The 12166-nt window shown below is 55.5% G+C and carries 12 protein-coding genes; 4 read left to right on the forward strand and 8 right to left on the reverse strand.

All coding sequences use genetic code 11. The features are described from left to right. Positions 1–188 precede the first annotated feature (188 nt). The 4 genes from SCD_RS04015 to SCD_RS04030 form a co-directional block, all read right to left on the reverse strand. Positions 189–2924 carry a valine--tRNA ligase gene (locus SCD_RS04015; protein ID WP_021035774.1) on the reverse strand — a complete coding sequence of 912 codons (2736 nt, stop codon included), beginning with the start codon at positions 2922–2924 and terminating at the stop codon, positions 189–191. A 71-nt stretch (positions 2925–2995) separates the two neighbouring features. Continuing rightward, positions 2996–3511, reverse strand: a complete 516-nt coding sequence (locus SCD_RS04020) for a hypothetical protein (protein WP_009206403.1) — start codon at positions 3509–3511, stop codon at positions 2996–2998. Then, positions 3512–3940 (reverse strand): DNA polymerase III subunit chi, encoded by a 429-nt coding sequence (locus tag SCD_RS04025; protein ID WP_009206402.1) that lies wholly within the window; start codon positions 3938–3940, stop codon positions 3512–3514. It abuts the gene before it with no gap. Positions 3941–4013: 73 nt separating this feature from the next. Further along, positions 4014–5504, reverse strand: a complete 1491-nt coding sequence (locus SCD_RS04030) for a leucyl aminopeptidase (RefSeq protein WP_009206401.1) — start codon at positions 5502–5504, stop codon at positions 4014–4016. Between the two features lie 123 nt (positions 5505–5627). On the opposite strand from SCD_RS04030, the gene lptF reads away from it, so the two are divergent. Further along, positions 5628–6743: an LPS export ABC transporter permease LptF gene (lptF, locus tag SCD_RS04035; RefSeq protein ID WP_009206400.1), complete on the forward strand. Its 1116-nt coding sequence runs from the start codon at positions 5628–5630 to the stop codon at positions 6741–6743. Next, the gene (gene lptG, locus SCD_RS04040) at positions 6740–7813 is read left to right on the forward strand and encodes an LPS export ABC transporter permease LptG (protein WP_009206399.1); all 1074 of its coding nucleotides are present in this window, start codon (positions 6740–6742) and stop codon (positions 7811–7813) included. The genes lptF and lptG overlap by 4 nt, the downstream gene beginning before the upstream one ends. 37 nt (positions 7814–7850) lie before the next feature. On the opposite strand, the gene SCD_RS04045 is transcribed toward lptG, so the two are convergent. The 4 genes from SCD_RS04045 to SCD_RS04060 are packed head-to-tail and all read right to left on the reverse strand — an operon-like array spanning position 7851 to position 9763. Continuing rightward, positions 7851–8270, reverse strand: coding sequence for an RDD family protein (locus SCD_RS04045; protein WP_009206398.1), 420 nt, complete (start codon positions 8268–8270; stop codon positions 7851–7853). 13 nt (positions 8271–8283) lie between these two features. Next, positions 8284–8835, reverse strand: coding sequence for a DUF3106 domain-containing protein (locus SCD_RS15565; protein WP_009206397.1), 552 nt, complete (start codon positions 8833–8835; stop codon positions 8284–8286). After that, positions 8808–9203: a DUF3619 family protein gene (locus tag SCD_RS04055; protein WP_009206396.1), complete on the reverse strand. Its 396-nt coding sequence runs from the start codon at positions 9201–9203 to the stop codon at positions 8808–8810. Before SCD_RS04055 ends, SCD_RS15565 begins: the two co-directional genes overlap by 28 nt. After that, positions 9200–9763 carry an RNA polymerase sigma factor gene (locus SCD_RS04060; RefSeq protein WP_041673674.1) on the reverse strand — a complete coding sequence of 188 codons (564 nt, stop codon included), beginning with the start codon at positions 9761–9763 and terminating at the stop codon, positions 9200–9202. The genes SCD_RS04055 and SCD_RS04060 overlap by 4 nt, the downstream gene beginning before the upstream one ends. 160 nt (positions 9764–9923) lie before the next feature. On the opposite strand from SCD_RS04060, the gene SCD_RS04065 reads away from it, so the two are divergent. Both SCD_RS04065 and ilvN read left to right on the forward strand, forming a co-directional pair. Then, complete coding sequence (locus SCD_RS04065) at positions 9924–11621, forward strand: acetolactate synthase 3 catalytic subunit (RefSeq protein ID WP_009206394.1); 1698 nt, start codon at positions 9924–9926, stop codon at positions 11619–11621. Between the two features lie 5 nt (positions 11622–11626). After that, positions 11627–12118: an acetolactate synthase small subunit gene (gene ilvN / locus SCD_RS04070; protein WP_041673314.1), complete on the forward strand. Its 492-nt coding sequence runs from the start codon at positions 11627–11629 to the stop codon at positions 12116–12118. The last annotated feature ends 48 nt before the right edge of the window (positions 12119–12166 follow it).

Below are 12166 nucleotides of genomic sequence, written 5' to 3' on the forward strand. Positions count from 1 at the left end.
GGTGCAAAGCTAGAAAACGCAATCTAACCGCGGAGGACGCAGAGGAATTCAAATGCTTAGGCAATACGCGTATTCACCCGATGGGGGAATCTGCTCGACTAACCCTTATTTTCCTCCGCGTCCTCTGCGTCCTCCGCGGTGAAACGCCGTTTTCAGGATTATGGCAGTGGCTCTATCCAGGCAGCCTCCTACCCGAGTTTGGCGAGTTGTGCCTTGAGCTTTTCCAACGTGGCGCCGAAGTTCTCCATTCGCTCTTTTTCCTGTGCAACGACAGCTGCCGGAGCTCGGGCGACGAAGCTCTCGTTGCCGAGTTTGGCCTGTGCCTTGGAGATTTCCCCTTCCAGCCGGGCAATCTCCTTGGCTAGCCGTGCCTGTTCGGCTTCCTTGTCCACCTCGATCTTGAGCATCAGGCGGATGTCGCCGACCACAGCCACGGGGGCATCGGCGACCGGCAACTCACCCAGTACGACGGTCACTTCGGAAATCTTTGCCAGTGCCTGGATGTAGGGTGCCAGCTCGGAGATGTCGCCCAGTGCGATTAGCGGAACTTTGAGTGCCGGGGAGAGGTTCATCTCGCCACGCAACGTGCGGCAAGCGTTGACGATTTCCTTGAGCAGGACAACGCGTCCGGTTGCGGCGGCATCGACCTGGTCCAGGTCAGCGTCCGGGTAGGGCTGTAGCATGATGCTCTCGCCGTTTTTGGCCGCCAGCGGTGCGACCTTCTGCCACAGCTCTTCGGTGATGAAGGGGATGATCGGGTGAGCCAGTCGCAGGGTGGTTTCCAGCGCCCGCACCAGGGTGCGGCGCGTGGCGCGCTGCTGGGAATCGCTGCCGCTGGCGATCTGAACCTTGGCCAGTTCCACGTACCAGTCGCAGTATTCGTCCCAGACGAATTCGTAGATGGCCCGCGCGGCCATGTCGAAGCGATAGGTGTCGAAACCCTCAGCCACTTCCTTCTCGGCCTGTTGCAGACGGCTGATGATCCATTTGTCCACGTCTGAAAAATCCAGGGGTAGAGATTCATCCTGACCGCAGTCCTTGCCTTCGGTGTTCATCAGCACGAAGCGAGTGGCGTTCCACAGTTTGTTGCAGAAGTTGCGGTAGCCATCACAGCGCTGCAGGTCGAACTTGATGTCGCGGCCATGGCTGGCAAGGCTGGCGAAGGTGAAGCGGATTGCATCGGTGCCGAAGGCGGGGAAACCGTCCGGGTAGTCCTTGCGTGTCAGTTTGGCGATGGATTCCGCCTGCTTCGGGTTCATCAGGCCGGTCTGGCGTTTGGCAACCAGTGCTTCGAGGCTTATGCCGTCGATCAAGTCGATCGGGTCGATCACGTTACCCTTGGACTTGCTCATTTTGTTGCCGTGGATGTCGCGCACCAGTCCATGCACGTAGACTTCCTTGAACGGTACCTGGCCGGTGAAATGTTCCGACATCATGACCATACGGGCGACCCAGAAGAAGATAATGTCGAAGCCGGTCACCAGTACGCTGGTGGGCAGAAAGGTGGCGAGTTCCGGTGTTTTTTCCGGCCAGCCCAGGGTCGAGAATGGCCATAGTGCGGAAGAGAACCAGGTGTCGAGTACGTCTTCATCCTGGCGGAGCTGCTTGTCCGGGCCGGCCTGTTTCTGTGCTTCATCCAGGTTGCGCGCGACATGAATATTGCCATCCTCGTCGTACCACGCCGGGATGCGGTGGCCCCACCATAGTTGGCGGGAGATGCACCAGTCCTGGATGTTCTCAAGCCACTGGTTGTAGACGTGGGCCCAGTTTTCCGGCACGAATTTCACTTCACCGTCGGCGACCACTTCAAGACCGCGCTTGGCGATGCTTTCCATCGCCACATACCACTGGTCGGTGAGCATGGGTTCGATCACACTATGGGTGCGGTCGCCGCGCGGCACCATCAGCTTGTGTGGTTTGGCTTCAACCAGCAGTCCCTGGACTTCTAGGTCGGAGATGATCTTTTTGCGCGCCTCGTAACGGTCCATGCCCTGGTATTCTGACGGTGCAAGATTGTTGATTTTGGCGTCGAGGGTGAGGATGCTGAGCGGCTCCAGATGGTGGCGGAGGCCCACCTGATAGTCGTTGAAATCGTGGGCCGGAGTGATTTTGACACAACCAGTGCCGAAGGCCGGATCAACATAGTCGTCGGCGATGATCGCTATGGTTCTTTCGCACAGTGGCAGACGCACTTGCTTGCCGACCAGGTGTTTGTAGCGTTCGTCGTCGGGGTGGACAGCCACTGCCATGTCGCCGAGCATGGTTTCGGGGCGGGTGGTGGCGACGACCAGTGTTTCATCGCTACCCTCGACCGGGTAGCGGATATGCCACATGAAGCCGTCTTCTTCTTCCGATACCACTTCCAGGTCAGACACTGCGGTCAGCAGTACCGGATCCCAGTTGACCAGGCGTTTCCCGCGATAGATCAGTCCCTGGCTATGGAGGGTGACGAAGACCTCGGTCACGGCCTTCGACAAGCCTTCGTCCATGGTGAAGCGCTCACGCGACCAGTCGCAGGAGGCGCCGAGACGGCGCATCTGGCGGGTGATGGTGGAGCCGGACTCTTCCTTCCAAGCCCACACCCGCTTAAGAAATTCCTCACGGCCTAGATCGTGGCGCGACACGCCTTGTGCATCCAACTGGCGCTCCACCACGATCTGGGTGGCGATGCCGGCGTGATCGGTGCCAGGCTGCCACAGGGTGTTCTCGCCCTTCATCCGATGGTAGCGCACCAGGGTGTCCATCAGGGTGTCCTGGAAGGCGTGGCCCATGTGCAGCGTGCCGGTGACGTTGGGCGGCGGCAGCATGATGCAGTAGGCAGGCTTGTCAGCCTCGGTGGCGGCCTTGAAATAGCCACGGGATTCCCACAGCGGGTACCAATGCGCCTCGATGGCGGCGGGTTCAAAACTTTTGGCGAGTTCCATGGTTTGGAATTTCTTGGAGTAACGGGAAGGCGGCAATTATACCTGTTTTCCCCGTCGAAGCGGACCGGCGGTCAGGGCTGATCGGGGTCTTCGCCTGCACCGTTGGGCGGGGTGTCGAGCCGCTGCCTGAGTGCTACTCGTACGGCAAGCCGGATATGTTCTCGTGAATGTTCGAGTAATTCATTCAGGGCACGATCCAGAGTGGCTGTGAATTCGAGCGCAATACGATTTTCCAGTTCCTGCACCATGAATTCCTCTATCTGGTGCAGGGCTGTTTCGTCATGAGAATTGTCTGTGACCAGTTCGTTTGTGATGGCTTGCTCGCTTGCAGCGGCCTCGATATCGAGCGGAGGCTTCCCGTGACTGGTTGTTGCGGCTTCGTTTGTCCTGGAAGGGGGTACGGCTTCAGTCAGAACCGGGATGGTGCTGTCATCAGTGATGATTTCTGTCAGTACGGGAATAGCCGCCCGGGCAGCTTGTGCCTCGGCCGATGCGAGATCTTGCCGTGTGGGCGCACCGGTGCGATGCCGGGTAAGCAGAGCATCTATTTTTCCGAGTACGTCGGGCTCGCCGTTGGCGGGATCCATTTATCTGCCCTTATTTCCAATGTCATGCGAATGAATTTCATAGCCACGGTCTCGATAGAAGCGGAAGCGCTCGCGCGCCGCGGTGCGGTCATTTTCTTCCGTGCTGACGATTTCGATCAGCCGGTGGAAGCGGCTGAAAAACAGGGGTTGTTCGGTGTGCAGATTGAGCAGGATGTCGTCGTGTGCCAGCGTGTCGGTATTATGGTCAACGATCACCGGGGTGACCGATGCAAGGCTATCCGAGGCGCGGCAATGCGGGATGAAACCGACAGCGGGCGTGCTCCATAGCAGTTTGTCCATTCTTTCCGTGGTTGCAGCGTCGGGCGTGTAAACCATGACCCGTAACCCGCGCTCCACGGCCTTGGCGCAGAGCACGCAAGCGGTGTGGTATTTATCGGCAGCGTGAGTGTAGAAATCGATTTGGGTCATTTGAATTCAGTCCTGAGTTCCGAGTCCTGAGTCCGGAGGTAAAACACGGTGTGGTCTACTCAGGACTTTCCACTCAGGACTCAGCACTCCTATTGATCAGGAAATGCACCAGCAACCCTACCGGCCGTCCGGTCGAGCCTTTGTCCTTGCCGGATTTCCAGGCAGTGCCGGCAATGTCCAGGTGCGCCCAGTCATATTTCTTGGTGAAGCGCGACAAGAAGCAGGCGGCAGTGATGGAACCGCCCGCACGGCCGCCGATATTGGCCATATCGGCGAAATTGCTCTTCAGTTGCTCCTGGTAATCGTCCCACAACGGCATGTGCCAGGCACGATCGACCGCGTATTCACCGGCATGAAGCAGTTCGCGGGCAAGGGCGTCGTGGCTGCTGAACAGGCCGGAGGCATGGCTGCCCAGTGCGATGACGCAGGCGCCGGTGAGGGTGGCGATATCTACTACCGCTTCCGGCTCGAAGCGTTCGGCGTAGGTGAGGGCATCGCACAGGATCAAACGGCCTTCTGCATCGGTATTGAGCACTTCGATGGTCTGTCCGGACATGCTGGTGACAACGTCGCCGGGTTTGCTGGCATTGCCGTCCGGCAGGTTCTCCGTCGCCGGTATGATGCCTACCAGGTTGATCGGTAGCTTGAGCTCAGCCACCGCCTTGAACGCGCCGAGTACGCTGGCCGCGCCGCACATGTCGTACTTCATTTCATCCATTTCGGCGCCGGGCTTCAGGGAGATGCCGCCGGCATCGAAGGTAACGCCCTTGCCGACCAGGACCACCGGTTTGTGTTTTTTATTGCCCTGGTAGTGCAAAACGATCAGCTTGGGCGGCTGGCGGCTACCTCGCGCCACGGAAAGTAGCGAACCCATTTTCAGGGCTTCCATGTCTTTCTGTTCCAGCACTTCAATTTTGAGTTTATAGGTTTTTGCCAGTTCCTGCGCCTGCTGGGCCAGGTAGGCGGGGGTGCAGATGTTACCCGGCAAGTTGCCGAGGTCCTTGGCCATGTTCATGCCGTCGGCGATCGCCTGGCCTTGTTTGGCGGCTTCTTCGCCGATGCTCAGTTCGGTGCGGCGCGACACGTTCAGGACGATACGGCGCAATGGGCGGCGCATTTCTTCCTGTTTGCTTTTCAGCTGATCGAAGCGGTAAACCCCTTCCATGGCCATCAATACGGCTTGCTCGACTTTCCATGCGGTGTCGCGCCGTTTGACCGGGAGTTCGGTGAGGAAAACCGAGGCTTCCAGCGCCCCGGTTTCATTCAGGGTTTTGATGGCTGTGCGGACAGCATTGCGATATTCTTGGTCTTTGAATTCACGCTCCTTGCCCAAACCGATCAGCAACACCCGGTCGCACAGGGTATTGGGAACGTTGTGGAGCATGAGTGTGGTGCCGGACTTTCCTTCCATGTCGCCGCGGCGGATAATGTCGCTCAGGTAATGGTTGGAAATCTGGTCGATTATCTCGCCGGCTAGTGCCAGCTTGCGTGGCTCGAACACGCCGACCACGACGCAGGCGCTGCGCTGTTTTTCCGGGCTACCACTTTTTATGCTAAATTCCACTTTTTGCTCCTTACTTGATCCTGTCCGCATATCCGCGTACGTCAGGCAGGTTTTATACATGATATTTAGTAATCGGCAATTATCCGCAGACTGCAGTCTAAAAGTCAAAGAAAACCTAGAACGATGATTTTCCGCCGCGCTCTGCTGCGCGAGATGGCCGGCAATGCTTTGCTGGTTTTTTCGGTGCTGATGATGATTACCCTTACCACGATGCTGATCCGCTATCTCGGGCAGGCAGCTGGTGGTGCTGTGGCTAACGAGGCGGTGGCGGCCTTCCTCGGCTTCAGTATTATTAATTACTTGCCAGTTTTACTGTCCTTGACGGTGTTTATTGCTGTTTTAATGACATTGACTCGTTGCTATCGTGATAGTGAAATGGTGGTCTGGTTCACCGCCGGCTTGAGCGTCAGGGCATGGGTGCGTCCGGTGGTGACCTTCGCCGCTCCGGCGGTATTTGCCATCGCGTTTTTAAGTCTGGTGGTTTCCCCTTGGGCTTTGAGAAAAAGCGATGAGTTCCGGCAGCAAATGGACAGCCGCGATGATGTATCCTCGGTGGCGCCTGGCGTATTCAAGGAATCCAAATTTGCCGAGCGGGTGTATTTCGTGGAAAGCTTCGCTGGCGAAAAAAATACGGTAAGCAATATTTTCATGCGCTCTGTCCAGCTTCAGAAGCTGGGCATACTGGTCGCTCAGCATGGCTATCAGACGGTATCAGAAAATGGCGACCGATTCCTGGTGTTGCTCAACGGCAGGCGCTATGAAGGCGTGGGCGGTACACCGGATTACAAGATAATGGACTTCGAACGTTATTCCATCCGGATCCATGCCTTTGAGGCGAGCCTGATCCCGCCGACGCAGAAATCCCTTTCCACGCTGATGTTGCTGAGCGACCGTTCACCGGTCAATATGGGGGAACTGCTGTGGCGGCTGGGCTTGCCGCTCAGCGCTTTCATTCTGGCGTTGCTGGCGATCCCGCTGAGTTTCGTCAATCCGCGTGCAGGACGCTCACTTAATTTGATCCTGGCGTTATTGCTCTACATGGTTTACAGCAATTTCCTGAGTATTACCCAGGCCTGGGTGGCGCAAAGCAAATTGTCTCCGTATCTCGGACTATGGCTGGTTCATGGCGTGATGTTGCTGGTGCTGTTGTTCCTGTTTTACCGGCGGCTTGTACTGGCGCCATTCTGGATGATCTGGCTGAAAAAATTTATTCCTCGGCTCGGTGGCGAGCGCACATGAGAATCATCAGCCGCTATCTGGCACGTGAAATTTATTCGGCTACGTTGTTGGTGTTCGCAGCCCTGCTCATGCTGTTCGCTTTTTTTGATCTGATTCACGAGTTGGGCGACTTGGGCAAGGGCGATTACCGGCTGGTCAAAATCTTTGGCTATGTCCTGCTTTCACTGCCCGGCCATGTTTACGAACTATTCCCGATTGCGACCTTGATCGGCTCCTTGTTCGCCCTGGCGCAACTGACAGCCCATTCCGAGCTTACCGTGATGCGCGTGTCGGGACTGTCCGTGCAGCGCATTGCCTTGTCGCTGGCAAAAGCCGGGTTGCTGTTCATGGCTTTGACCTTTGTTTTCGGTGAGTTTATCGCGCCACTTAGCGGGCGAGCTGCCCAAGAGTTGCGTTTAAAGGCCACCAGTTCGGTAGTGGCGCAGGAATTTCGTTCCGGCCTGTGGGTGAAAGATGCGGGGAGCTTCGTCAATGTCGAGGAGGTGCTGCCGGATACCTCCATGAAGGGAGTGAAAATCTATGAGTTCGACCCGGATTTTAGTTTGCGTGCGATTAGTTACGCAAAGCGCGGCGAGCACGTGTCCGAGAACCGCTGGCGCTTGACGGATGTGGCGCAGACCCGGTTCGAGTCGGGCAGGACGGTAGTCAGTAAGCTTCCCGAGGCTTATTGGCATTCGGTGCTGACTCCTGACATCCTTAATGTGCTGCTGGTGGTGCCGGAGCAGATGTCGGCCTGGAACCTGTATTTTTATGTCCAGCACCTGAGTGAAAACAAGCAGAAAACGACGCGCTACGAAATTGCGCTGTGGTCGAAGCTGGCCTACCCTTTTGCGGTTTTGGTGATGATTATGCTGGCATTGCCGTTTGCTTATTACCAGGGACGTTCAGGTGGGGTGAGCGCAAAAATATTTGCCGGCATCATGCTGGGATTGGGTTTTCATTTATTGAACCGGCTATTTGCTCATCTCGGGCTATTGAACGACTGGTCGCCCATGTTCAGTGCCATTTTCCCTACGCTGGTGTTCTTTTGTGCGGCGATGACGATGATGTGGTGGGTTGAAAGACGGTGAAGGGTAATGGGTGATAGAGAGACCATTCTATTGCCTATCACTCATTACTTATCACCACTTTGGTTCCCGCCATGCGATCGTGCCAGAACAGATGCTCGCGGTCGAATAGTGCCCACAGGATGCCGAAGCCCAGCCCTACGCCAATCGTGGCGAGAAGAAAACGCAGGCATGCCTGTTTCAGACTAAGGGGTTGGCCATCCGTGCATACTATCCGCAGGTGCCATGTTTTCATGGGCAGGGTTTGTCCACCGTGCATCCAGTACCCGATGAAATAGAATGCCATTACCAGAAGCAGATAAATCTGGAAAACGAATCGGAGAATGGGGGATAGAGGTGAGTGGAAAATAGTGGTAAAAATGAAGCCGGCGATAAACAGCACTGCTGTCAGCAGCAGTGATTCGTAAAGCATGCTTGCAAGGCGGCGAGTAATTCCCGGGGTGTTTGTGGGTAGCGTCATTGAACTGCTGGAGTTAGTTTACAAAGGGTTTGGTCGTATCCGCTGTTGGGTTCTGGGTGGCGGGCGCGGGGGCGTCGCTCGTCGCGGGCTCCAGGTTGGCCTTGGGGGTTTGGATGGCGAGCGGTGCAGCCATTGGGGTAGGGGCTTTCTTTCCGCGCCTAAGCTGGGCTTTCTTTTCTTCAGGAAGCTGTTGGTACTCCTGCCATTTTTTTTGTATTTCCAGACGCTTTTCAGGCGGCAGTTGCTTCAGTTTTTCATATTTATTGCGTGCCTGGGTACGTTCGTCCGGGGTGAGTGACGTCCAGGTTTTGAGACGCTTCTGGACACGTTGCTGTTCGTCAGGCTTCATTTTCGGGTAACTTTTGGCCACACCCAGCAAACGCTTGCGCTGGATTGCGGGCATGCTGTCCCATTGATCTCCTACCGGAGACAGAATCCGTTTCTGTTCGAGCGAAAGTTCGGCCCAGTTGGGTTGCCGAGGTTCTGGGGGTTGAGCCGCAAGTGCGATCCCTTGTGCCAGCAGGCAGAAGGTGAGGATTATTCCTGCGAGGAGCCTTCTAGCCATGTGTCGAATCCGTTATCAATGAAGGCGTGGAGCGGCAAATCACCAGCCAGCAGATGCGCGTCGATTTCCGCAATGTCGCTCGGCTGTTGAGTGGTTTGCCAGTAGGTGACGAACATCAGGCCCAACACCAAGACTACCAGAGGTAGCCAGGTACGGAAAGGCGAGTGGCTGCCGTGATGGTGGCCGCCGTTTCCGCTATGGCCCCATGCCAGGCTAAAGCTATGCTGGGGTTTTGCATAGACTTCCAGGGCGTGCTGGCGCGCCGCCTGAAGGCGATACTGTATGCGACTTTCCAAGTTGGCTGTGCCGTAATCAAGGTGCTGCGTAATTTTTTTTGCCAGGCCATATTCATTCATGGGTTCGTTCATGGCTCTATCCCCTTCGATTTCAAGAACGCCGCCACTGCATGGGTGGCGCGAGAGCAATGCGTCTTGACGCTGCCTTCGGAACAACCCATCGCGGCAGCGGTTTCAGAAACATCCAGTTCTTCCCAATAACGCAGCAGGAATGCTTCCCGTTGACGAGCCGGCAAAATTTCTAATGCTTGTTCAATCAATTTAACGACTTGAGAACGAGCCAGAGTTTCTTCCGGTCGATGAATTTTATTCGAGTCATCCTCAACCTCTAAAGTTTCCAGAGGATCGTATTCTTCTTCCTGGTGCGGAGAGAAAGACGACAGCAGGGTGGTCCATAACGAGCGCACTTTCTGTCGTCGGTAATAGTCGCGGATGGTATTTTGCAAAATCCGCTGGAATAGCATCGGGAATTCCTCGACGGGCTTGCCAGAGTATTTTTCTGTCAGTTTCATCATGGAGTCCTGCACGATGTCCAGAGCGCCATGTTCATCGCGAACGGCAAACAGCGCCTGTTTGTAGGCGCGTCGTTCGACTTCGGCAAGAAACTTGGAAAGTTCCTGAAAAGTGGCCAGTTGGAGAGTTCCTGAGTAACGTTCTTTCACTGTATGTTATCAAATAAAGAAAAATAAAGCAGAGTCTTTCGCAACTTTGGTAAAATGTCGCACTTGACCAAGTTGACGGCAACCATTAGTATTTAAGGTTTCCTCGGAATGATTATTTAAGGCTGTATATATGGAATTGACGGGCGCAGAGATCGTTGTGCGCTGTCTGGCGGAAGAAGGTGCCGAATTTGTTTTCGGTTATCCCGGCGGTGCAGTGTTGAATATTTACGACGAAGTTTTCAAGCAGAACAAGTTCAAGCATGTGCTGGTCAGGCACGAGCAGGCTGCGGTGCATGCTGCTGACGGCTATGCGCGCGCCACTGGTCGGACCGGCATTGCACTGGTGACTTCCGGACCGGGCGCGACCAATGCCGTGACCGGTATCGCTACCGCCTATATGGATTCGATTCCGCTGGTGGTGATTTCCGGTCAGGTGCCGACCGCTGCGATCGGCATGGATGCCTTCCAGGAAGTGGATATGGTGGGCATTACTCGCCCCTGCGTGAAGCACAATTTCCTGGTGAAGGATGTCAGGGATCTGGCCGAGACCATCAAAAAGGCGTTTTATCTCGCTTCAACTGGCCGGCCTGGACCGGTGGTGGTGGATATTCCCAAGGATGTGACCCAGCACAAGACTGAGTTCACTTATCCGAAAAAGGTGACGATGCGCTCCTACAACCCGGTGATCAAGGGTCATCCGGGGCAGATCAAGCGCGCGGTGCAGATGATCCTGGAAGCCAAGCGGCCGATGTTCTATACCGGCGGCGGCGTGGTTTTGAGCAATGCGGCAGAAGAGTTGACCCAGCTTACGCGCCAGCTCGGTTTCCCCATTACCAGCACACTGATGGGGCTGGGTGGCTACCCGGCCTCAGATCCGCTGTTTACCGGCATGCTCGGCATGCACGGTACCTATGAAGCCAACATGGCGATGCAGCATTGCGACGTTTTGATCGCCGTCGGCGCCCGTTTCGACGATCGTGTTATCGGCAATCCGGAGCATTTTTTTCAGGAAGGCCGCCGTATTATCCACATCGACATCGATCCCACTTCCATTGCAAAGCGGGTCAAGGTGGACGTGCCTATCGTTGGCAATGTCAAGGACGTGCTGGCAGAGATGAATAAATTGATTCAGGCCAGCAAAGAGAAGCGCGACCAGGCGGCACTCAAGACCTGGTGGACGCAGATCGAACTATGGCGCTCGCAGGATTGCATGAAATACGATCGCGATAGCAGCCTGATCAAGCCCCAGTACGTGATCGAAAAGCTGCACCAGGTGACCCGGGGTGACGCTTATGTGACCTCTGACGTCGGGCAGCACCAGATGTGGGCTGCGCAGTATTACAAGTTCGACCAGCCGCGTCGCTGGATCAACTCCGGTGGTTTGGGCACCATGGGCTTCGGCATGCCGGCAGCGATGGGTGTGCAGTTTGCCCACCCCGAGGCAATGGTGGCCTGTGTGACTGGCGAGGGCAGCATCCAGATGAATATCCAGGAGCTGTCTACCTGCAAGCAGTTCAATCTGCCGCTCAAGATCATTTTGCTCAACAACCGCTACCTCGGTATGGTGAGGCAGTGGCAGGAATTTTTTTATGGCAACCGTTATGCCGAATCTTATATGGATGCGCTGCCGGATTTTTCCAAGCTGGCCGAGAGTTACGGCCATGTTGACATGAAGATCGAGAAGCCGGAAGATGTCGAAGGCGCGCTGAAAGAAGCGTTCGATATGAAGGATAGGCTGGTGTTCATGAACTTCATTACCGACCAGAAGGAAAATGTTTTCCCGATGATTCCCGCCGGTAAGGGCTTGAGTGAAATGATTCTGGTATAACCATTATGAGACACATAATTTCATTGTTGATGGAAAATGAAGCGGGCGCACTGTCCCGTGTCGCCGGATTGTTTTCGGCGCGCGGCTACAATATCGAGTCGCTGACGGTGGCTCCGACCGAGGATGCTACCCTGTCGCGCATGACTATTGTGACTCGCGGCTCTGACGACGTGATCGAGCAGATCACCAAGCAGCTGAACAAGCTGATCGACGTGGTCAAGGTGGTAGATTTGTCTGAAGCCGGCCACATCGAACGCGAGTTGATGCTGGTGAAAGTGCGCGCCGAAGGCGATTCGCGCGAGGAAATGAAGCGCATGTCGGATATCTTCCGCGGCCGTATTGTGGATGTCACCGACAAAACCTACACCATCGAGCTGACTGGTGCAGGTTACAAGCTGGATGCCTTTCTCGAAGCGCTGGATAAGGATGCGATTCTGGAAACAGTGCGCACTGGTGCATCTGGCATCGGGCGGGGTGATAGAATGCTGAAAATTTGAGTTTTAGTTTAAGCCACGGTTATTAATATTTATTAAGGAAATGAAAGC

Source organism: Sulfuricella denitrificans skB26 (genome assembly GCF_000297055.2).
GTDB lineage: Bacteria > Pseudomonadota > Gammaproteobacteria > Burkholderiales > Sulfuricellaceae > Sulfuricella > Sulfuricella denitrificans.

What these genes read in the sequence shown, in the direction of transcription:
- SCD_RS04015 (WP_021035774.1), bottom strand. Translation starts at nt 2,924, where the DNA reads ATGGAACTCGCCAAAAGTTTTGAACCCGCCGCCATCGAGGCGCATTGG.
- SCD_RS04045 (WP_009206398.1), bottom strand. Translation starts at nt 8,270, where the DNA reads ATGACGCTACCCACAAACACCCCGGGAATTACTCGCCGCCTTGCAAGC.
- ilvN (WP_041673314.1), top strand. Translation starts at nt 11,627, where the DNA reads ATGAGACACATAATTTCATTGTTGATGGAAAATGAAGCGGGCGCACTG.
- SCD_RS04025 (WP_009206402.1), bottom strand. Translation starts at nt 3,940, where the DNA reads ATGACCCAAATCGATTTCTACACTCACGCTGCCGATAAATACCACACC.
- SCD_RS04065 (WP_009206394.1), top strand. Translation starts at nt 9,924, where the DNA reads ATGGAATTGACGGGCGCAGAGATCGTTGTGCGCTGTCTGGCGGAAGAA.
- lptF (WP_009206400.1), top strand. Translation starts at nt 5,628, where the DNA reads ATGATTTTCCGCCGCGCTCTGCTGCGCGAGATGGCCGGCAATGCTTTG.
- SCD_RS15565 (WP_009206397.1), bottom strand. Translation starts at nt 8,835, where the DNA reads ATGGCTAGAAGGCTCCTCGCAGGAATAATCCTCACCTTCTGCCTGCTG.
- SCD_RS04055 (WP_009206396.1), bottom strand. Translation starts at nt 9,203, where the DNA reads ATGAACGAACCCATGAATGAATATGGCCTGGCAAAAAAAATTACGCAG.
- lptG (WP_009206399.1), top strand. Translation starts at nt 6,740, where the DNA reads ATGAGAATCATCAGCCGCTATCTGGCACGTGAAATTTATTCGGCTACG.
- SCD_RS04020 (WP_009206403.1), bottom strand. Translation starts at nt 3,511, where the DNA reads ATGGATCCCGCCAACGGCGAGCCCGACGTACTCGGAAAAATAGATGCT.